Below are 20,772 nucleotides of genomic sequence, written 5' to 3'. Positions count from 1 at the left end.
TTGGCGCTGAATCAGGTGTGGAACAGATTATTCATCGCCGCATACTGCAACAGCATGATGGTCTTGGCGTCGCAGATTTCGCCGCGCTGGAACGCCGCCAGTGCTTCGTCGAAACCCCACTCGAGCACTTCCAGTTCTTCGGTTTCCTCTTCCAGTCCGCCACCCTCGCCGACCTTCGACTTCGCGTCGTACTCGGCAATAAAGAAGTGCAGCTTTTCGGTCACCGAGCCAGGGCTCATGTAAGCCTCGAATACCTTCTTCACGTCATGCACACGGTAGCCGGTTTCCTCTTCGGCCTCATCGCGAATTCGCTGTTCCGGCGCAGCACCTTCCAGCAACCCCGCTGCCACTTCGATCAACAAGCCGTCGTGGCCGTTGACGAACACCGGCAAACGGAATTGGCGGGTCAGCACCACGGTACGCTGTGCGCGGTTGAACAACAGGATCGCGGCACCATTGCCACGGTCGTAAACCTCGCGCGTCTGCCGCTGCCAGTCGCCGTTATTGCGCAGATAGTCAAAGGTGATTTTCTGCAACAGGTACCAGTCGTGGGACAACACCTCGGTGTCGACAATGTTGACCCGCTCGGCTGTCTTGATCATGACGCCAGATCCTTGTGCCATCGGAAAACGTCCATAGTCGATTAATCGCGCCCACAAAAAAAGCCCGGCAGCGCTACCGGGCTTCTTTATTTACGATTAACGGGCGAGACGCGATAACGCTTCATCCGTTTCCTGCACTGCTGTTCGGACGCCGTGAATCAGCGGCCCATAACGCCGGCTGAACTCCCAGTTATACGGCACGCGATCCTTGCTGACACCGTTATCCCAGTTCACCGACCAGGTCATCAGCCCTTTGATCGGCAGTCCTTTGATCGCCAGACGCTTGAGCGCATTGCCCACTGCGGTGCTGTCGATCACATAACCGGTGGCGGCCGCATCGACGTTGGCCGGCAGGCCGATGACGAATTTGTCCGCCGGGATTTTTGTGAAACCGCGGGTCCCGGTCACCAGACTTTCGGTCAGGTAATAAAGGAAGTCCTCTTTCAGCGCATCGTTGTTCTGCGCGATCCACGCGCCATTGCCGTTATTGGCTTCCGGCACCCAGACCCCGTCGCCGCCCTGGTTGTAGAACTGCGGGGCGATGAAGTCGTAATAGCCTTCGAGTGCCTGCAGGTAACCAACGTATTTGCCGTTGGTGGTCAGGTACGGAAACTCCGGGGCCATGCTGATGATGAAGTGTTTGCCCTGGCCTGCGTAGTGATCCTTGACCAGTTTCAGCGCGGCTGGCAGCACGGTCTTGTTGGCAGCGAAATCAATCGCGCTCTGTTCAAGATCGATGTCCAACCCATCGAAGCCGTAGGTTTCCACCAGACGGATGATTTCATTGGCCAGCGGTTGTTCCTGCCCGCTGCGCAACTCGATGTGTGCATCGGCACCCCCCAGGGACAGCAGCACCGCCCGCCCCTGGCTGTTGAGTACGCCGACCTGACGCCGGAACTCGGCATCGGAGACGTTGTACGGCTTGAAAGTCGGAATTCCGCTGCCCTTCATGAACGCCACCGCGACCACGTTGTACTCCTTGGGCACGGCTTCCAGAGCGATCTCGGCGAATCGGCCCTGGCGATAGCCGTCACTCGGACCCGCCGGCCAGTTGTGCCAGAAGCCCATGAGTATTTTTTTGCCGGCGATGCTCGGCATCAGCGAGGCCGCGTCGGCCGCCTGGTTTTGCACTAGCGTGAAGTCGATATTTGACATGTTCTAATCCTTCAGAACCTGTGGGTTGAGCGTAACGCCGTTATTTGAAGTCGACGTCGAACGCCTGATAGAACGCGTTGCCGGTGTTGGCGACGATCCACATCAACACGATGACGTGACGACCTTTTTTATTGGCCGGCAATTTCACCGAATGATTGACCTTGGCCTTCAATTCCCCCGGATAGCTGTAATACGGCACTTGAGTGTAGAAGTCTTCGGCGAAAGGCTGCGCCTCGAGCTGTGCACGGGAAATCCGCTGTTTCGGATCCCAGCCATCCTTGGTGATCATCCAGCGATAGCCACGGGTGGTGTGCGGCGCGGTGTATTCCCACTTCACTTCCAGTGTCTGGCCCGGGGTAACGCTGAGCAGCGGCCAGTTGAACGGACGGTTGAGCTTCTTGCTCATTTCCTCGTCGGTGAAGTTTACGCAGTCACGGGCATCGGTCTTGCCGCCGCTGAGAATGTAACCATCGGCGGGCGGTGTGACGCTGTCACTGTCGCTGCCATAGGGAGCAGGAAAAGGCCCTGCCACGAGCGCCGGGAAGTTCTTGCCGCCTTCCATTTCGTTGACCTGCCAGGCACCGAGCAATCCTTGCTCGATGGCTACCGCACCGCGGCTGGCTGGAGAGGTGACGCGACCGTGTCGCAGTTGGGTTTGAGCTTGTGGTTGATTCATGTTTTTCACTCCGTTGATTTAAGAACTCTCCTGTCCGAGGAGAGGCCTTCAAGCTAACGGAGGTGGTTTTTTTGTCCATCGGCGGTTTTGTCGCAGGCAATCGACCGCCCGCATTGAAAACACCGAAAATACTGGATGGATATCCAGTCAATTGCGACAACACCCACCTGACGCATGGCTAAAGGCCTACACGCCGACACAGCAAAAACCTGCATTCACCACTCACTCCAGTTGTGCCTGGTATTCCTTTTCGTACTGCCCGGCGAGCTGTTCTTTTTGCTTGTCGTCAAGCAACTTGCCTGCCATCTGGAAGAACTTCTGTTCCTCTTCCTTGAGATGGTGATGAACCTTGTCCGAGAGCTTCTTGGCGGTCGCCAGCCACGCCGGACTGGACATCTCGGTCTCGTCCAGCTCTTCCATCATCTCGTCCATTTCATGGTGCTCGGAAATGGCATGGCGACTGAGGTCGACACCGTTGTCGAATTCCATCAGCGGGATGTAGAAGTGGCGTTCTTCGGCGGTTTCATGGGCCTGCAGTTCAGCCTTGAGCTGTTTGTAGGCCTCAACCCGCTCCGGAGTATCACCGCTGGTTTCGACCAGGGCTTTGGCGTAGCTGCGCTGGCGGTCATGGCTTTCGCGAAGGGCTTCAAAAATATTCATGGGGTAATCCTCATCAGTCGCGTTCGGAAATGACGCTGTAAAACCTAGACCCCGACGTCTCAGCGACGGTTCCAAAGGCTTGAGGAAGGACTTGGAGGACGCCCCCCCGGCAGGATAGGCTGCGGATTCACTTCACAAGGAAGTTGCGCATGACGTTACGAATCGAGCTGTCGCAGAACCCCACGGAAGAACAACGCAAGGCCATTCTCGAGCCTTTGATTGCGTATAACGACGCCCAGACCGGTGGTTCCGTGTCAGAACCCTTCGCCCTGCTGGTGCGCGATGAACACGACGCGATTCTCGGCGGTTTGTATGGCCGGGTGATTTTTACCTGGATGTACATTGAGTTGCTGTGCGTCCCGGAACAAGGCCGCGGACAACGCATCGGCTCGGAACTGATGGCCATGGCGGAAAATCTGGCCCGAGAGAAGAACTGCTTGGGCATCTGGCTGGACACCTTCGATTTTCAGGCGCCGGAGTTTTACAAGAAGCTGGGATTCAGCCAGTTTGGCGAGATCGTCGACTACCCGCCGGGGCATAGTCGGCATTATTTCCAGAAGCGCTTGAAGGGTTGAACCTCAAGGGCCCTTCGCGAGCAGGCTCGCTCCCACAATGGAATGCATTTCAAAAGTGGGAGTGAGCCTGCTCGCGATGGCGGCAGCCGCCTCAACGCAAGATCAAAGACAGGTCGCCAACCCCGCCAACCGGCGCTTGGCGACAAAATCATCCTTCTGCACGTAATAATTGAGCACGGTCCCCGACGCATCGCTGGTCACGTCGACAAACGACTCCGCCGAACGCGTATACACCGTCGAGCCGCCCTTCTTGCCCGGTTGCAGATAGGCCCCCGCATCCACGCCAAACACCGCCTCGTCCTGCCAGGCGAATTGCACGCACTGGGCCACGACTTGCTCGGGCTTGTCCGAGGTCAGAACCTTGTAAGGGGCTTTGGTGCGAGAATCATCCATCACCGAACCCGCGCAGCCAGCCAGCACGGTCGCGGCCAGCGCTACCATCAGAATTCGCATTGCATTCGCTCATTCAGAAAAAAGCGGACTGTATCACCGCAACAGGCAAAATCGTTCTGCTTTACTGCATTTATAGCGCGACACGCATCGGCCGCTCCGGCACCCTAGGGTCATCAGCCTCACAAGGAACACACATGGCGCCCACCGACCAGCGACATGAACAAGCCCTGAAACTGTTTCTCGACGCGCGCCCCGACCTGCGCGAAACCCTCGATCATCTCAATCCGCTGCTGGCCCAGGCCAAGGGCGAAACCCCGGCGCAGTATCGTGAAGAACGCCTGCACGAAGCCTTCGAGGCCGAGGCGGAGCATCAAGGCCTGTTCGCCTGGGAACTGACCTTGCTCCTGACGGCGGCAACGCCCGAGGACTATCAGGCCCAGCGCATGGAGGTGCACCGCGAGGTGGCGGAAATGGCAAACATGAGCTGGCCGGATTATTGCGACCTGTATGGGTTAGAACCGTAACCACCGCTCAAGGATATCGCCGCCGATGCTGCCTTCGACCTCGACTCACCGCGCCACGTCCGGACATCTGCACCGGCAGAAGTGGCGTGGCCGCATCGGTCTGGCACTGGTGGCCAGTCTGTCGGTGCTGGCGGGCATGACCGACGCGATCGGCTTCATGGCCAGCGGCGATTTCGTTTCGTTCATGAGCGGCAATACCACGCGCCTGGCGGTGGCGATCAGTGACGGCGACCTCGGACTGACGCTGCGCCTGATCATCCTCGTCGTCACCTTCGTGATCGGTAATGCCTTGGGGATCGTGATCGGGCGCCTCGGTGGTCGGCGCACATTGCCCTTGTTGCTGTGCATCGCCACCTTGCTCTGCCTGGCGGCTGCCTGGCCGTATGACACGCAACTGCCGGCGCTGCTGGCGGCGATCATCGCGATGGGCATGCTCAACGCGGCGGTCGAGGAAGTGAACGGTCTGCCGGTGGGTCTGACCTACGTGACCGGAGCGTTGTCACGGTTCGGCCGTGGACTGGGGCGCTGGATGCTCGGCGAACGCCGTAACGGCTGGCGGGTGCAACTGGTGCCATGGAGCGGGATGTTCATCGGCGCGATTCTCGGCGCGGTGCTGGAACATCATTTCGGGCTTCGGGCATTGTTCGCCAGCGGCTTGCTGGCTGCTGTACTGGGCGTGCTGTCCCTGAGCATTCCGCGGCGTTGGCAACTGGGCTATATGCCCCGCTGAAATACGATCCTGTAGGAGCGGGCTTGCTCGCGAAAGCGGTGCATCAGTCAAAGATGTTTTGAATGACCCAACGCCTTCGCGAGCAAGCCCGCTCCCACAGAGGGCATGTGCTTCACTTGGTTTCGCGGCTGCCTCGATAAAGCTTTATCATGGCCGCAGTTTTGCTGATCGAGTCCGTAATGAAGTTCGCCATCGCGCTGTTTTCCGCCGCCCATGCGCCCTCCTCGCGCCGTGCCCTGCTGTTTGCGCAGTCTGCGCTGGCCGGCGGGCATGAGATTGTCCGGCTGTTTTTCTATCAGGACGGCGTCTACAACGCCTCGGACGCGGTGGTCACCCCGCAGGACGAACTGGACCTGCCCAAACAATGGCGCGCGTTCATCAGCGAGCAGCAACTGGACGGTGTGGTGTGCATCGCCGCCGCCCTGCGCCGCGGCGTGCTGAATGACGAAGAAGCCAAACGCTACCAGCGTGATGCGGTCGCGGTCAGCGCGCCGTGGGAATTGTCCGGCCTCGGCCAGTTGCACGATGCGGTGCAGGACGCCGATCGACTGATCTGTTTCGGAGGCGCGTGAGATGGCCAAATCGCTGTTGATCATCAGCCGCCAGTCGCCGTGGTCCGGCCCCGGCGCCCGCGAAGCGCTGGACATCGTGCTGGCCGGCGGCGCGTTCGATCTGCCGATCGGCCTGCTGTTTCTCGACGACGGCGTGCTGCAACTGGCCGCTGGACAGAACGCCAAGGCCCTGAAACAGAAAGACCTCAGCGCCAACCTGCAGGCGCTGCCGATGTTCGGCGTTGAAGAACTGTTCTACTGCGCCGACAGCGCCAGCCATCGTGGCCTGAGCAGTCTGTCGCTGGACGAAGCGCAGCCGCTCGATGCCAGCGAAATCACCGCCCTCATTGACCGCTACGACCAGGTGATCACCCTCTGATGTCGACTTTGCATGTGTTGTCTCATTCCCCGTTTGGCGATGATCGCCTGAGCAGTTGCCTGCGCGTGATCGGCGCTGCCGACGCCTTGCTGTTATCCGGTGACGCGGTCTACGCCCTGCAACCGGGCACCGCGCCGTTCAACACGCTGAACGAGCGCCGGGTCAAGCTGTTCGCCCTCGCCGAAGACCTGCAGGCCCGTGCCATCGTTGTTCCCGACTGGGCCGAAGCCATCGATTACCCGGCCTTCGTCGAACTGTCGATCCACCACGACAAGGTCAACAGCTGGCTATGAACTCCATGACTGTCGGCGCCCGCGCCATCGAACTGGACAAGGACGGCTTTCTGGTCGACCTCGACGACTGGTCCCATGACGTCGCCAGCGCTCTCGCCGCCGCTGAAGACATCGAACTGACCGCGGAACACTGGGAAGTCCTCGAACTGCTGCGCAGCTTCTACGCAGAATTCCAGCTGTCGCCGGCCACCCGCCCGCTGATCAAGTACACCGCACTCAAACTCGGCCCGGACAAAGGCAACAGCCTGCACCTGAACCGATTGTTCAAAGGCACCCCTGCCAAACTCGCCGCGAAACTGGCGGGCCTGCCCAAACCGACGAATTGCTTATGACCGACTTTCCAGCGCTGACCCTCGAAACGCCCGCCGAACACCCATTCGCACCATTCGTGCGGATCCTCGGCAAGGGCAAACGCGGTGCCCGCGACCTGACTCGCGAGGAAGCACGGGAAGCCATGGGCATGGTGCTCGACGACAAAGTCGAAGACACCCAACTCGGCGCCTTTCTGATGCTGCTGCGGCACAAGGAAGAAAGCGCCGAGGAAATGGCCGGTTTCACCGAAGCCCTCCGCGAGCGCCTGTCAGCACCAACGCTGAACGTCGATCTGGACTGGCCGACCTATGCCGGCAAGAAACGCCATCTGCCGTGGTACCTGTTGTCGGCCAAGTGCCTGGCGCAAAACGGCGTGCGGATCTTCATGCACGGCGGCGGCGCGCATACCGCCGGGCGTCTGTACACCGAACAACTGCTTGGCGAGTTGAACATTCCGCTGTGCCGCACCTGGCAGCAGGTCGGGAGCGCGCTGGACAACGGCGGTCTGGCGTTCATGCCGCTGATGGACTGGGCGCCGCAGTTGCAGAAGATGATCGACCTGCGCAACACCATGGGCCTGCGTTCGCCGATCCATTCGCTGGCACGGATTCTCAATCCGCTGCGCGCGCGTTGTGGCCTGCAGAGCATTTTCCACCCGGGCTATCAAGCGGTGCATCGCGAGGCCAGCGGTCTGCTCGGCGACACGGCGATCGTGGTCAAGGGCGATGGCGGCGAAATCGAGATCAACCCGGATGCCGACAGCCACCTCTATGGCACCACAGGCGGCGAGAGCTGGGACGAGGAATGGCCGCAACTGTCGAGCCAGCGCCACGTCAAACCGGCCTCGCTGGATGTCGAGCATTTGAAAGCGGTTTGGCGCGGCGAGGTGGTCGACAGCTATCCGCAGTTGGCGCTGATCTCGACCATGGCCTTGGCCCTGCGCGGTCTCGGTCAAAGTCGCGAGCAAGCGTTCGAAACCGCCGAGCAATACTGGGCGGCGCGTAACAAATCGATTTAACCGATCATCGACGCCCGATCTTTGCGCTTTTTGTTCGAACTCATCGGAATAGACTCGGCTCCAACGCTTATTGGATTCAGGAGTCTTGATCATGGGTTTACTCGTCGACGGCCACTGGCAGGACAAGTGGTACGAAAGCAGCAAGGACGGCGCGTTCCAGCGCGAACAGGCGCAGCGCCGTCACTGGGTCACCACTGACGGCCAGCCAGGGCCGAGCGGTGAAGGCGGTTTCGCCGCCGAAGCCGGGCGCTATCACCTTTACGTTTCCCTCGCCTGCCCCTGGGCACACCGCACGCTGATCCTGCGCAAGCTCAAAGGCCTGGAAAATCTGATCGACGTCTCCGTGGTCAGTTGGCTGATGCTGGAAAACGGCTGGACCTTCGACAAGGCCCACGGCTCGACTGGCGACAAGCTCGATCACTTCGATTTCATGCACCAGCGCTACACCGCCGACACGCCCGACTACACCGGCCGCGTCACCGTGCCGGTGCTGTGGGACAAAAAACTCAAGCGCATCGTCAGCAATGAATCGGCGGAAATCATCCGCATGTTCAACAGCGCCTTCGATGACCTGACCGGTAACGAGCTGGACTTCTACCCGGCGCCGTTACGCGGCGAGATCGATGCACTGAACGAACGGATTTATCCGGCGGTGAACAATGGCGTGTATCGCGCCGGTTTCGCCACCTCGCAACAGGCTTATGAAGAGGCGTTCGATGAGGTGTTTGCCGAGCTGGATCACTTGGAACGGGTGCTGGGCGCCAATCGCTATCTGACGGGTGAATACCTGACCGAGGCCGATGTGCGACTGTTCACCACGATGATTCGCTTCGATGCGGTGTACCACGGACACTTCAAGTGCAATCTGCGGCGGATTGCTGATTATCCGAACCTGTCGAACTGGCTGCGTGAGCTGTATCAGTGGCCGGGAGTTGGCGAGACGGTGGATTTTCAGCACATCAAAAATCACTACTACGGTAGCCACAAGACCATTAATCCGACGGGGATTGTGCCGAAGGGGCCGGCGCAGGATTTCACCATCGCTCATGATCGGGAGCGGCTGAGCGGGAAAGGAGTTTGGCGGCGGGGTTAATTGATTCGGTGTTTTTGAGGGCCTCTTCGCGAGCAAGCCCGCTCCCACAGGTGATTTGTGCATGACACAGATCCAATGTGGGAGCGGGCTTGCTCGCGAATGAGGGCAACTCGGTTTTCAGACTTGCGCCTGAGCCCCCTCAAACCACGCCAGTTTCTCGCGCAACTGCACCACTTCACCGACGATCACCAGCGTCGGCGCATGCACTTCATGCTCCGCCACCAGGCGTGGCAGATCGGCCAGCGTGCCAGTAAAGACCCGCTGATTGACCGTAGTGCCCTGCTGGATCAACGCCGCCGGAGTGTCTGCCGAACGACCATGCTTGATCAGTTGCTCGCAGATCACCGGCAAGCCCACCAGGCCCATATAGAACACCAGCGTCTGCGCCGGGGCGACGAGGTCGGCCCAAGGCAGATCGGTGGAACCGTCCTTCAGGTGCCCGGTGACGAAGCGCACCGACTGCGCGTAATCGCGATGGGTCAGCGGAATCCCGGCATACGCCGCGCAACCGCTGGCCGCCGTGATCCCCGGCACCACCTGGAATGGAATGCCGTGGGCCGCCAGCTCTTCGATTTCTTCACCGCCGCGACCAAAGATGAACGGATCACCGCCCTTCAAGCGCACCACGCGTTTACCGGCCTTGGCCAGATCGACCAGTTGCTGGTTGATCTGATCCTGTGGCACCGCGTGATCAGAGCGACGCTTGCCGACATAGACGCGCTCGGCATCGCGACGGCACAGTTCAAGAATCGCCGGAGCGACCAAACGGTCGTACAGCACCACGTCGGCTTGCTGCATCAGGCGCAAGGCGCGGAAGGTCAGCAGATCCGGATCACCCGGCCCTGCCCCCACCAGATACACCTCACCGGTGGTGACGGTCGCTTCGCCATCGATCTTGGCCTGCAACAGACGTTCGGCCTCGCTGCCCTGCCCGGCCAGTTGCCGATCGGCAATCGGCCCTTGAAACACGTCTTCCCAGAAACCACGACGTTGCTGCACATCCGGAAACAGGTTTTTCACCTGATTACGGAAACGTGCGGCCAGTCCGGCCAATTGGCCATAGGTTGAGGGAATCCAGGTTTCGATCTTGGCGCGAATCAGCCGCGCCAGCACCGGCGCATCGCCGCCGCTGGACACCGCAATAATCAGCGGCGAGCGATCGACGATCGCCGGGAAGATCACGCTGCACAGCTGCGGCGCGTCGACCACATTGACCGGCACGCAACGCCGATGGGCATCGCTGGAGACCTGGGCATTCAGCGTTTCATCGTCGGTGGCGGCAATGATCAGCCCGCAACCGTCCAGATCCGCCTCCACGTAACCACGCAGCAGACATTCGCCACCGCTGGCGCTGACCAGTTCGCGCAGTTGCGCTTCGATTTCAGGTGCGACCACCCGCAGCAGCGCACCGGCATCGGCCAACAGGCGGGATTTGCGCAAGGCAATTTCCCCCCCACCGACCACCAACACACGACTGCCGCGCAGGTTGTGAAACAGCGGCAGATATTTCATTTAGCCGATGACCTCAAGGCCACCCATGTACGGCTTCAGTACGTCCGGCACACGGATCGAACCGTCGGCCTGCTGGTAGTTTTCCAGCACCGCCACCAGGGTACGACCGACTGCGAGGCCGGAACCGTTCAAGGTGTGTACCAGCTCAGGCTTGCCGGTTTCCGGGTTGCGGAAACGCGCCTGCATGCGGCGGGCCTGGAAGTCGCCGCAGTTGGAGCACGACGAGATTTCGCGGTACTTGTCCTGGCTCGGAATCCACACTTCGAGGTCGTAGGTCTTGACGGCGCTGAAGCCCATGTCGCCGGTGCACAGCGCCAGGGTGCGGTAAGGCAGACCCAGCAGCTGCAGGACTTTTTCGGCGTTGGCGGTCAGGCCTTCCAGCGCTTCCATCGACGTCGACGGCTCGACGATCTGCACCATTTCAACTTTGTCGAACTGGTGCTGACGGATCATCCCGCGAGTGTCACGACCCGACGCACCGGCTTCGCTGCGGAAGCACGGGGTGTGGGCGACGAACTTGATCGGCAACAGTTTCGAGTCGACGATTTCGCCGGCCACAATGTTGGTCAGCGACACTTCGGCGGTCGGAATCAGGTACAGATCGGCTTCGCCTTCGCGAGCGATCTTGAACAGGTCTTCCTCGAACTTCGGCAGTTGACCGGTGCCTTGCAGCGCCGGAGCCTGAACCAGATAAGGCGTGTAGGCCTCTTCGTAGCCATGCTCGTTGACGTGCAGGTTGATCATGAACTGCGCCAGGGCGCGGTGCAGACGGGCGATCGGGCCGCGCAGCAGGGCGAAACGCGCGCCGGACAGCTTGGCCGCGGTTTCAAAGTCCAGCCAGCCGAACTTCTCACCGAGGGCGACGTGGTCTTTGACTTCGAAATCGAACTGCGTCGGGGTGCCCCAGCGGCGCACTTCGAAGTTGTCGTCTTCGTCTTTGCCGACCGGTACCGATTCGTGCGGCAGGTTGGGAATACCCAGCAGGATCGAGTCCAGCTCGGTCTGGATCGCGTCCAACTCGACTTTACCGGCACTCAGCTCGCCCGCCATGCGCTCGACGTCCGCCATCAGCGGCGCGATGTCTTCGCCGCGCTGCTTGGCCTGACCGATGGATTTGGAACGCGCGTTACGCTCAGCCTGCAGTGCTTCGGTGCGGGTCTGGACGGTCTTGCGCTGTTCTTCCAGCGCTTCGATGCGCGCGGTATCCAGGGCAAAGCCACGGGAAGCCAGGCGGTCCGCTACGTCCTGAAGGTTGCTACGTAACAGTTTGGAATCGAGCATGTCGGTTTCTCGTTATCAAAGTTTGGTCAGGGACAGGCCGGCCCATGTCGCGAGCAGCCCGCCGAATACGCTGATTGCCGCATAGCCCAGGGCCAGCGGCACTTGCCCGCTTTCCAGCAGACGCACCGTATCCAGTGAAAAGGATGAAAAAGTCGTCAGCCCTCCGAGGAAGCCGACGATCAACCCGGCACGCACCTCGATCGGCACCTCCGGGCGTATCAGAAACAGGCCGTACAACACGCCAATCAGCAGACAGCCCACGATATTAACGGCCAGCGTCGCGGTATAGAAGTGCCGCGGCCAATTGGCGTTGACCCAATTGCCGGTGGCGAAGCGCAACAGGGTGCCGGCAATTCCGCCGACGGAGACCGCAACGATCAATGGAAGCACTATTTTCTCCGCTGTCTTGGGCTTAAACGGTCGAGTTGAGCGAGGTGGTTGAGCTTCTCGCCGATCTTCAATTCCAGGCCACGGGGCACCGGTTGGTAGAACGGAATCGGTTCGAGCTCTTCCGGGAAATAATCTTCGCCGGCGGCATAAGCGTCCGGCTCGTCGTGGGCGTAGCGATATTCGTCGCCATAGCCCAACTGCTTCATCAGCTTGGTTGGGGCATTGCGCAAGTGCAGCGGCACTTCCAGCGAACCGTACTCGGCAGCGGCGCGCAGTGCGGTCTTGAAGCCCATGTACACCGCATTGCTTTTCGGCGCGCAGGCCAGATAGGTGATGGCCTGGGCCACCGCCAACTCGCCTTCCGGACTGCCGAGGCGCTCCTGCACCTCCCACGCCGCCAGGCACAGGCTCAGGGCACGCGGGTCGGCGTTGCCGATGTCTTCGCTGGCCATGCGCACCACACGCCGCGCCAGGTACAACGGGTCACAGCCGCCGTCGATCATTCGCGCGAACCAGTACAGCGCGCCATCGGGGTTGGAACCGCGTACCGATTTGTGCAGCGCCGAGATCTGGTCGTAGAACGCTTCGCCGCCCTTGTCGAAGCGTCGCCGGGTGTCGCCGAGCAGGCTTTGCAGCAACTCGGTGCCCATCTCGCTGTTGTCTTCGGCCAGATCCGAGGCGTTCTCCAGCAGATTGAGCAGGCGCCGGCCATCGCCATCGGCGGCCGACAGCAGCATCTGGAAGCCTTCATCGCTGAGGGTCAGGTTGCGTTTGCCCAGCCCGCGCTCTTCGGTGAGCGCGCGATGTACCAGTTTGCGCAGCGCCGTTTCGTCGAGGCTTTTCAGCACATAGACACGGGCCCGCGACAACAGCGCGTTGTTCAATTCAAACGAAGGGTTTTCGGTGGTGGCGCCGATGAAAATCAGCGTGCCGTCCTCAACATACGGCAGGAACGCATCCTGCTGCGACTTGTTGAAACGGTGCACTTCATCGACGAACAGAATCGTGCGCTTGCCATACTGGCCGGCCTGCTGCTTGGCGATTTCCACCGCCTGGCGGATCTCCTTGACCCCAGCGAGTACCGCCGAGACCGTTTCGAAGTGCGCATCTGAGACTTCCGCAAGCAATCGCGCGAGGGTGGTCTTGCCCACGCCCGGCGGCCCCCAGAAGATCATCGAATGCAGGGCACCCTGCTCCAGCGCCTCCCGCAGAGGCTTGCCGCGAGCGAGCACGTGCTCCTGACCGACGTACTCATCCAGGTTGGTCGCGCGCAAACGCGCGGCCAGTGGCTGGGCAATCGGTGCACTGCGAAACAGATCCATCACGTAGCGTTGAAACCTCTGATTGTCTTAAAGTCTGTCGGGAACCCTGTGGTGAGGGGATTCATCCCCGACTGACTGCGCAGCAGTCACCTTTTTTGGGGCTGCTCGCAGCCCATCGGTGATGAATCCCCTCGCCACAAAAGCCCCTTCACAGAACTACAGGGCTGAGGGTTTATTCCTGGATAACGTCAGCACCCTTCGGGACGTCGAACTTGAACTTCGACGCCGAGACAGGTTCGTTGGCCTTGACCGCGGTGAACAGGATGTTGGTGCGCTGGCCGACGCTGTCGATCAGTTGCATGTCATTGACCAGACCGTTGCGAAACGACAGGCGCAGGCTGTCGAACAGGGTGTCCTTGGTCTTCGGCTTGAGGGTGAAGTCGATCACGCCGCCCGCCTCTTTCGCGCTGATCTCAAAGCTCTGGCTGATCTTCGACACATCACCGGACAGCAGCAGCGCCGGGGTCTGGGTCAGACGCTCGTCGAGCTTCTTGATGGTGGCCTGTTCCAGGTCCGGGTCCCACAGGGTGACTTTCTTGCCATCGGAGACCATGGTCTGCTCGTTTGGCGCTTCGGTGTGCCAGTAGAACAGGCCCGGACGCTGCAGAACCATATCACCGCGAGTTTCCTGCAACTGCGTGCCACTGCCGTCGAGGGTCAGCTGGGAAAAATTTGCGGTCAGGGTTTTCGATGTTTCCAGCAATTGGGTCAGACGCGCCACGTCCTTGTCATCGGCGTGGGCCGTGAAAGTGGTCAGCGCCAGTACTGGCAACAGCATGCGGATAAGACGCATGGGAGTCCTCTTGAATACTTGTGGGGAGGGGACGGCGCGTCATTGCGCCATCCTTTGTTGCAAATCGGAGCGGCCGAATCAGTCGCGCATCGGCCCCGGGGCCAGCACTTCACGCGAACCGTTGGTGTTCATCGAAGTCACCACGCCGGCCATTTCCATGGCTTCGATCATGCGCGCAGCGCGGTTGTAACCGATCTTCAGCTTGCGCTGTACCGCGGAAATCGACGCCCGGCGGCTTTCCAGCACGAACTGCACGGCTTCGTCATACAGCGCGTCGGTCTCCGGATCATCACCGTCGCCGCCACCGCTGCTGCCTTCAAAACCGCTGCCCGCCTCTTCGACACCGTTGAGGATGTCATCGTTGTATTCCGGTGCGCCACGCAGTTTCCAGGCTTCCACCACGCGGTGTACTTCATCGTCGGAAACGAACGCGCCGTGAACCCGGATCGGCAGGCTGGTGCCCGGCGGCATGTAGAGCATGTCACCGTGACCGAGCAGTTGCTCGGCACCGCCCTGGTCGATGATGGTCCGCGAGTCGATCTTGCTCGACACCTGGAACGCCATCCGCGTCGGAATGTTGGCCTTGATCAGACCGGTGATCACGTCCACCGAAGGACGCTGGGTCGCGAGGATCAAGTGAATACCGGCGGCACGCGCCTTCTGCGCGATACGGGCGATCAGTTCTTCAACCTTCTTGCCGACGATCATCATCATGTCGGCGAATTCGTCGACGACCACGACGATGGTCGGCAGCTTCTGCAGCAGCGGCGCTTCGTCGTGGATGCTTTCGCGCTTGTACAGCGGATCGCTCAACGGCTCGCCGGCGTCCTGCGCTTCCTTGACCTTGGCGTTGAAGCCGGACAGGTTACGCACGCCCATCTTCGCCATCAGCTTGTAGCGGCGCTCCATCTCGGCAACGCTCCAGCGCAGGGCGTTGGCGGCGTCCTTCATGTCGGTGACCACTGGGCACAGCAGGTGCGGAATGCCTTCGTAGATCGACAGCTCGAGCATTTTCGGGTCGATCATGATCAGCTTGGCGTCTTCCGGGCCAGACTTGAACAGGATCGACAGGATCATCGCGTTCACACCCACCGACTTACCGGAACCGGTCGTACCGGCGACCAGCAGGTGCGGCATCTTCGCCAGGTCGGTGATGACCGGTTTGCCGCCAATGTCGTGGCCCAGAGCGAGGGTGACCGGCGATTTGAAGTTGTCGTACTCGGGGGTCGACAGCACTTCGGAGAAACGCACGATCTGCCGGTCTTCGTTGGGAATCTCGATACCGACCGTGGTCTTGCCCGGAATCACCTCGACCACCCGCACACTGGTCACGGCCAGCGAACGTGCAAGGTCTTTGGCCAGGTTGGCGATACGGCTGACTTTGACGCCGGCGGCAGGCTGAATTTCGTAACGGGTAATCACCGGGCCCGGATGGATCGAGTCCACGGTGACCTCGACGCCGAACTCCTTGAGCTTGATCTCCAGCAAGTGGCCGACCGCAGCCAGGGATTCCGGCGAATAATTGAGTTGTTTCTTTTCCGCAGGATCGAGAATCGAGATCGGCGGCAAGGTGCCTTCGACGGCACTGTCGACGAACAACGGCGCCTGCTTCTCTTTCTGCACGCGCTTGCTAGGCTCGGGCGCCTTGACCGGAGCCGGGGCGATGACCGGCGGCACCTGCTTCTCGCGATCGGACATGTGCTTGCTCAGGGCCTGCTCGCGCTCGATCAGGCGCTCCTTGACCTTGGCCTGTTCACGCTTGTCGGTAACGGTCGGCGCCACCACGTCGTGGACGCGATCATCGACTTCACGCAGTTGCGCAACCAGTTGCTTACGCTCGGTACGCGCCGACCACCAGCGGTTGATCGCGCCCTGGAACAGTTCGAACAGGTCGAGGGTGATCTTGCCGGTGACGTCCATCACCTTGAACCACGACAGGTCAGTGAATACGGTCAGGCCGAACAGGAACAGCGCAATGAACAGCAGCGTGCTGCCCTGGATATTCAGCGCGTTACGCGCCAGATCACCGAGACTTTCCCCCAGCGCCCCGCCCGCACCCGCCGGCAGCCCGGTGGCCGCATGGAAATGAATATGCGCCAGCGCGGCGCCCGACAGCACCAGGAACACCAGACCGATCAGGCGCCAGGAGAACAGCCAGCCGCTCCACTGCCACGGCTCGTGACGTTGACGGAAGATCTGATACGCCTTGACCGCCAGCAGCAACGGGAAGATGTACGCGAAGTAACCCAGCACCATGAACAGGATGTCGGCGCTGTAGGAACCGGCCGGGCCGCCGAAGTTCTGCACGTCGTCGATCTTGCTGTTGTGGCTCCAGCCCGGATCGTCCTTGCCGTAAGTCAGCAAGGCCATCATCAGGAACAGGCACAAGGCACCGATGGCGATCAATGCACCTTCCTTGAGCCGGTAGTGCAATTGCTGGCGCCAGAGCGGAACGACTGTTTTTGGTGCTGCGGTGGATTTCTTCAAAACGCTTCTTTTCCTGCGCCCGGGGCGCGTCCATCTATTGAATGACGATAAAAAACTGCCCAATCCAGGCAGGTAAAAAAGTGAACCGGCGCAACTGAGACTACTTTTAACACTGTGCCGCTGCTTTTATAAACACAGCTATAAACACTGCGCACGGCGAATATTCTGTAACAGTCCGGCATTGTACGGGTTTGTGCGGCTGATGCCATGCTTCAAAACCCTTAGCTGAGCATAGCCAATCCCACAAACCCTGCGGTTCAATTTGAGCATGCATTGTCTTTTGTGACAAAGGCTTATGAGGTGTATTTGATGAACGCAGCGAAGCATTCACGCCTGATCATTCTTGGCTCCGGCCCTGCCGGTTACAGCGCCGCCGTATACGCCGCCCGCGCCAACCTCAAACCCGTGGTGATTACCGGCCTGCAGGCCGGTGGCCAACTCACCACCACCGTCGAGGTCGACAACTGGCCCGGCGACGTCGAAGGCCTGACCGGCCCGGTACTGATGGAGCGCATGCAGAAACACGCCGAGCGCTTTGCCACAGAGATCGTTTACGACCACATCCACACCGCCAAGTTGCAGCAGCGCCCGTTCGAACTCATCGGCGACAGCGGCACCTACACCTGCGACGCGCTGATCATTGCCACCGGCGCTTCGGCGCAGTATCTGGGACTACCCTCGGAAGAAGCCTTTGCCGGCAAAGGGGTGTCGGCCTGCGCGACCTGTGACGGCTTCTTCTACCGCAATCAGGTAGTCGCGGTGGTGGGCGGCGGCAACACCGCCGTCGAGGAAGCGCTGTACCTGTCGAACATCGCCAAAGAGGTGCACTTGATCCACCGTCGCGACAAATTGCGCTCGGAGAAAATCCTTCAGGACAAACTGTTCGAAAAAGCCGCCAACGGCAACGTTCGCCTGCACTGGGACCAGAATCTGGATGAAGTGCTGGGCGACGCCAGCGGCGTGACCGGTGCACGCCTGCGTGACAGCCACACAGGCGAAACCCGTGAGTTGCCGCTGGCCGGCGTGTTCATTGCCATCGGCCACAAACCCAACACCGACCTGTTCCAGGGCCAGTTGCCGATGCGCGACGGCTATCTGTTGGTCAGGGGCGGCAATGACGGTGACGCCACCGCCACCGAGATCCCCGGCGTCTTCGCTGCCGGCGACGTGGCCGACCACGTTTATCGCCAGGCCGTGACCTCGGCCGGTGCCGGCTGCATGGCGGCACTGGACGCGGAGAAGTATCTGGACGACATTCCTGTCATTTAACGGCACACTTTATCGCGGGCCTGATGCCCGCACCGCCCTCCCCTTCTGCAAGCCTGGACGCCATGCTGACTTGGTTACAACGCAATTCCCTGACTTTCCCACCTCTGGAAAAGGCCATGCGCGATCCCAATGGATTGCTGGCTGCCGGTGGTGATCTGTCCGCCGATCGCCTGGTGCAGGCTTACCGGCATGGCTGTTTTCCGTGGTTCTCCGAAGGCCAGCCGATTCTCTGGTGGTCTCCGGATCCGCGCACCGTTCTGTTTCCCGACGAACTGCACGTCTCGCGCAGCCTCGGCAAACTGCTGCGCCAGCAACGCTATCAGGTGACCTTCGATCAGGATTTCGCAGCCGTCATTCGCGCCTGCGCTGCACCACGGGACTACGCCGACGGTACCTGGATCACCGAAGCCATGCAGGACGCCTACCTCGAACTGCACCGCCGCGGCTTCGCCCATTCGGTCGAGGTCTGGGATCAGGGCCAACTGGTCGGCGGCCTGTATGGCCTGGCGATGGGTCAGCTGTTTTTCGGCGAATCGATGTTCAGTCGCGCCGACAATGCCTCCAAATTTGGCTTTGCAACGCTGGTGCAGCACCTGAAAGAAGCCGGATTCGTCCTGATTGACTGCCAGATGCCGACCGATCATCTGCACAGCCTTGGCGCGCGGGCGATCCCCCGTCGCGAATTCGCCGACTATCTGGCTCGCCACCTGGATCAACCCAGTCGTGCCACCTGGGTTTGCTGAGCGACTTTTGCGCGCGTGGCTTACACTTAATTCACCAGCTTATCCCGAGGGTTGATCATGACCGAGTTGGCGCGCTTGAAGTTCTATGCCACTCAGCCTCATTCCTGCAGTTATCTGCCCGAGGAGCAGGCGACGACGCTGTTCCTCGACCCTAGTCAGCCCATGGATGTGCATGTCTACGCAGACCTGTCGGAAATGGGTTTTCGTCGCAGCGGCGATCATCTGTATCGACCTCATTGCCAGAATTGCAATGCGTGCGTGCCTGCGCGCATCCCGGTGTCGCAGTTCAGCCCCAACCGCCAGCAGAAACGCATTTTCAAACGCAATGCCGACTTGCAGGTGCGCCCGGTAAAACCGCACTTCAGCGAAGAATATTTCGATCTTTACCAGCGCTATATCGAGCAGCGACATGCCGATGGCGACATGTACCCGCCGAGCCGCGACCAGTTTTCGACCTTTCTGGTACGTGACCTGCCCTTTTCGCGCTTCTACGAATTTCGTCTCGACGGACGGTTACTCGCCGTCGCCGTCACCGACTTGCTGCCCAACGGTTTGTCGGCGGTCTATACGTTTTACGAGCCTGACGAAGAGCGCCGCAGCCTGGGGCGTTTCGCAATCCTGTGGCAAATCGCTGAAAGTCAGCGCCTGGGGCTGGAGGCGGTGTATCTCGGTTATTGGATCAAGAACTGCAAAAAGATGAACTACAAGACCCAATATCGCCCCATCGAATTGCTGATTAATCAGCGCTGGGTGATCCTGAACTAATCGCAAGCCGTAAACCCCTTGGCTTGAACCCCCTTTTTCGGGCACAATGCACGCCGCTTTTGCCTGGCGCAGTTGCACCGGGCCATTCATTGGACACCGAGGGCTTTACTGCATGTCGAAAGAAGACAGCTTCGAAATGGAAGGCACTGTCGTCGACACCCTGCCCAACACCATGTTTCGTGTGGAGTTGGAAAATGGGCACGTCGTAACCGCGCATATCTCCGGCAAGATGCGCAAGAACTACATTCGTATTCTTACCGGTGACAAAGTGCGCGTCGAGCTGACGCCCTATGACTTGAGCAAAGGGCGCATCACTTACCGCGCTCGCTAATCAAGTCAATACAAGACGCCCGGCTTTGCCGGGCGTTTTTGTTTGTCTGCGATTTGGGTTTGAGTTTGGGCCTGGGTTTTGGGTGTATATCCGTTGCTGCGGTAACGGCCTCCTATGGTTTCGCTCTTACAGCGAGTCACCTTTTCCAAACGCCGAAAAGGTAACCCAAAAGGCTTTGCCCCGGCGTACGGCACTTCGCTGAGGCTCAGTGTTCCCTCGCTACGGTGCCCATCAGGGGGCATCGCCTCCGGTTTGCTTCGCTGCACCTCCTCTCGATGGATGCGGCTTCGCCGCATGGCGCTGCGCGCCTAACCCCCTGATGGACACCTTCGCTCGGCCTGCCGATGGGCTGAAGATCAAAAGCCACATCAAAAGCCAAAGCCAAAGCAGGTCAAAAGATCACAGCCTTCGGCAGTTCCTGCATGGCACAGGATGCATTTAGTTAGAAATTGGTCGGCTGGCAGGCCGCCTTCGCGAGCAAGCCCGCTCCCACAGTGGATTGGGGTAGGCAGTAGGAGATTGGTAGGCTGGTCGGCCGCCATCGCTGGCAGGCCAGACCCCACAGTTGGGCCGGGTGCATCAGCAAGAAATTGGTCGGCTGTCAGGCCGCCATCGCCAGCAGGCTGGCTCCTACAGTTCAGAGAGCGTGCCCCGCATGCGGCGAAGCCGCCCCACTCAACACAATGAGCGTTAGCTCGAGTAAAGCTTTTGATCTCAGGGCCCGTCGGCAGGCTGAGTGGAGGGATTTATCCGGGGGTGGGAGCGCAGCGACCGTTTGGCGCAGCCAAACACAGCGAGAGGAGGTGCAGCGAAGCAAACCGTAGGCGCTGCCCCCCGGATGAATCCCGCAGCGAAGGAACCCGAGCCTAAGCGAGGGCCGAACGTCAGGGTAAAGCCTTTTTGGTTACTTTTTCGGCG

At 60.3% G+C, this 20,772-nt stretch carries 23 protein-coding genes and 1 pseudogene; 13 read left to right on the top strand and 11 right to left on the bottom strand.

Going from position 1 to position 20,772, the window contains the following annotated elements; genetic code table 11:
• Positions 1–11: 11 nt before the first annotated feature.
• The 4 genes and pseudogenes from M0814_RS06360 to M0814_RS06345 all read right to left on the bottom strand — a co-directional run bounded on the left by M0814_RS06360 (position 12) and on the right by M0814_RS06345 (position 3,093).
• Positions 12–602, bottom strand: a complete 591-nt coding sequence (locus tag M0814_RS06360; RefSeq protein WP_103486091.1) for an NUDIX domain-containing protein — start codon at positions 600–602, stop codon at positions 12–14.
• A gap of 153 nt (positions 603–755) precedes the next feature.
• Positions 756–1,757: pseudogene (locus tag M0814_RS06355) on the bottom strand (chitinase); the annotation flags it as partial.
• A gap of 40 nt (positions 1,758–1,797) precedes the next feature.
• On the bottom strand, positions 1,798–2,433 hold the full coding sequence (locus M0814_RS06350; RefSeq protein ID WP_003223871.1) for a lytic polysaccharide monooxygenase auxiliary activity family 9 protein: 636 nt from the start codon (positions 2,431–2,433) through the stop codon (positions 1,798–1,800).
• Between the two features lie 222 nt (positions 2,434–2,655).
• Positions 2,656–3,093 carry a hemerythrin domain-containing protein gene (locus M0814_RS06345; RefSeq protein ID WP_003223870.1) on the bottom strand — a complete coding sequence of 146 codons (438 nt, stop codon included), beginning with the start codon at positions 3,091–3,093 and terminating at the stop codon, positions 2,656–2,658.
• A gap of 149 nt (positions 3,094–3,242) precedes the next feature.
• Here M0814_RS06345 and M0814_RS06340 point away from each other — a divergent pair, with 149 nt between their 5' ends.
• A complete protein-coding gene (locus tag M0814_RS06340; RefSeq protein ID WP_003223869.1) occupies positions 3,243–3,668 on the top strand; it encodes a GNAT family N-acetyltransferase in 426 nt (141 codons plus the stop codon).
• A 102-nt stretch (positions 3,669–3,770) separates the two neighbouring features.
• Here M0814_RS06340 and M0814_RS06335 read toward each other — a convergent pair whose 3' ends face one another.
• On the bottom strand, positions 3,771–4,121 hold the full coding sequence (locus M0814_RS06335) for a hypothetical protein (RefSeq protein ID WP_103486093.1): 351 nt from the start codon (positions 4,119–4,121) through the stop codon (positions 3,771–3,773).
• A 134-nt stretch (positions 4,122–4,255) separates the two neighbouring features.
• On the opposite strand from M0814_RS06335, the gene M0814_RS06330 reads away from it, so the two are divergent.
• From M0814_RS06330 to M0814_RS06295, 8 genes are all read left to right on the top strand, one after another.
• Entirely contained in the window at positions 4,256–4,585 is a 330-nt protein-coding gene (locus M0814_RS06330; RefSeq protein ID WP_103486104.1) for a DUF6388 family protein, read from the top strand.
• A 25-nt stretch (positions 4,586–4,610) separates the two neighbouring features.
• Positions 4,611–5,315, top strand: coding sequence for a YoaK family protein (locus M0814_RS06325; protein WP_027614683.1), 705 nt, complete (start codon positions 4,611–4,613; stop codon positions 5,313–5,315).
• A gap of 179 nt (positions 5,316–5,494) precedes the next feature.
• Positions 5,495–5,887 (top strand): sulfurtransferase complex subunit TusD, encoded by a 393-nt coding sequence (gene tusD / locus M0814_RS06320; RefSeq protein WP_003223865.1) that lies wholly within the window; start codon positions 5,495–5,497, stop codon positions 5,885–5,887.
• A gap of 1 nt (position 5,888) precedes the next feature.
• Positions 5,889–6,245, top strand: coding sequence for a sulfurtransferase complex subunit TusC (gene tusC / locus M0814_RS06315; RefSeq protein ID WP_103486094.1), 357 nt, complete (start codon positions 5,889–5,891; stop codon positions 6,243–6,245).
• Entirely contained in the window at positions 6,245–6,538 is a 294-nt protein-coding gene (gene tusB / locus M0814_RS06310; RefSeq protein ID WP_103486095.1) for a sulfurtransferase complex subunit TusB, read from the top strand. The genes tusC and tusB overlap by 1 nt, the downstream gene beginning before the upstream one ends.
• A complete protein-coding gene (locus M0814_RS06305; protein WP_003223861.1) occupies positions 6,535–6,870 on the top strand; it encodes a TusE/DsrC/DsvC family sulfur relay protein in 336 nt (111 codons plus the stop codon). The genes tusB and M0814_RS06305 overlap by 4 nt, the downstream gene beginning before the upstream one ends.
• Entirely contained in the window at positions 6,867–7,868 is a 1,002-nt protein-coding gene (locus tag M0814_RS06300; RefSeq protein ID WP_103486096.1) for a glycosyl transferase family protein, read from the top strand. Before M0814_RS06305 ends, M0814_RS06300 begins: the two co-directional genes overlap by 4 nt.
• 91 nt (positions 7,869–7,959) lie before the next feature.
• Positions 7,960–8,961: a glutathione S-transferase family protein gene (locus tag M0814_RS06295; protein WP_103486097.1), complete on the top strand. Its 1,002-nt coding sequence runs from the start codon at positions 7,960–7,962 to the stop codon at positions 8,959–8,961.
• A gap of 117 nt (positions 8,962–9,078) precedes the next feature.
• On the opposite strand, the gene cysG is transcribed toward M0814_RS06295, so the two are convergent.
• The 6 genes from cysG to M0814_RS06265 all read right to left on the bottom strand — a co-directional run bounded on the left by cysG (position 9,079) and on the right by M0814_RS06265 (position 16,746).
• The gene (cysG, locus tag M0814_RS06290; RefSeq protein WP_103486098.1) at positions 9,079–10,473 is read right to left on the bottom strand and encodes a siroheme synthase CysG; all 1,395 of its coding nucleotides are present in this window, start codon (positions 10,471–10,473) and stop codon (positions 9,079–9,081) included.
• Positions 10,474–11,754: a serine--tRNA ligase gene (serS, locus tag M0814_RS06285; protein WP_103486099.1), complete on the bottom strand. Its 1,281-nt coding sequence runs from the start codon at positions 11,752–11,754 to the stop codon at positions 10,474–10,476.
• 15 nt (positions 11,755–11,769) lie between these two features.
• Complete coding sequence (crcB, locus tag M0814_RS06280; RefSeq protein ID WP_003223851.1) at positions 11,770–12,144, bottom strand: fluoride efflux transporter CrcB; 375 nt, start codon at positions 12,142–12,144, stop codon at positions 11,770–11,772.
• Positions 12,144–13,466: a replication-associated recombination protein A gene (locus M0814_RS06275; protein ID WP_003223849.1), complete on the bottom strand. Its 1,323-nt coding sequence runs from the start codon at positions 13,464–13,466 to the stop codon at positions 12,144–12,146. Before M0814_RS06275 ends, crcB begins: the two co-directional genes overlap by 1 nt.
• Positions 13,467–13,638: 172 nt before the next feature.
• The gene (gene lolA, locus M0814_RS06270; protein ID WP_103486100.1) at positions 13,639–14,259 is read right to left on the bottom strand and encodes an outer membrane lipoprotein chaperone LolA; all 621 of its coding nucleotides are present in this window, start codon (positions 14,257–14,259) and stop codon (positions 13,639–13,641) included.
• A gap of 78 nt (positions 14,260–14,337) precedes the next feature.
• Positions 14,338–16,746, bottom strand: a complete 2,409-nt coding sequence (locus M0814_RS06265) for a DNA translocase FtsK (RefSeq protein ID WP_103486101.1) — start codon at positions 16,744–16,746, stop codon at positions 14,338–14,340.
• Positions 16,747–17,055: 309 nt separating this feature from the next.
• On the opposite strand from M0814_RS06265, the gene trxB reads away from it, so the two are divergent.
• From trxB to infA, 4 genes are all read left to right on the top strand, one after another.
• Positions 17,056–18,015, top strand: coding sequence for a thioredoxin-disulfide reductase (gene trxB, locus M0814_RS06260; RefSeq protein ID WP_103486102.1), 960 nt, complete (start codon positions 17,056–17,058; stop codon positions 18,013–18,015).
• A gap of 62 nt (positions 18,016–18,077) precedes the next feature.
• Positions 18,078–18,758: a leucyl/phenylalanyl-tRNA--protein transferase gene (gene aat, locus M0814_RS06255; RefSeq protein WP_045122387.1), complete on the top strand. Its 681-nt coding sequence runs from the start codon at positions 18,078–18,080 to the stop codon at positions 18,756–18,758.
• 57 nt (positions 18,759–18,815) lie between these two features.
• Positions 18,816–19,523 carry an arginyltransferase gene (locus M0814_RS06250; protein ID WP_003223840.1) on the top strand — a complete coding sequence of 236 codons (708 nt, stop codon included), beginning with the start codon at positions 18,816–18,818 and terminating at the stop codon, positions 19,521–19,523.
• Between the two features lie 112 nt (positions 19,524–19,635).
• A complete protein-coding gene (gene infA / locus M0814_RS06245) occupies positions 19,636–19,854 on the top strand; it encodes a translation initiation factor IF-1 (protein ID WP_002553999.1) in 219 nt (72 codons plus the stop codon).
• Positions 19,855–20,772: the final 918 nt, after the last annotated feature.

Source organism: Pseudomonas sp. MWU12-2020 (assembly GCF_023100605.1).
In the GTDB taxonomy this organism is placed as follows: Bacteria; Pseudomonadota; Gammaproteobacteria; order Pseudomonadales; family Pseudomonadaceae; genus Aquipseudomonas; species Aquipseudomonas fluorescens_H.
This window is presented reverse-complemented; position numbering and strand designations above follow the sequence as displayed.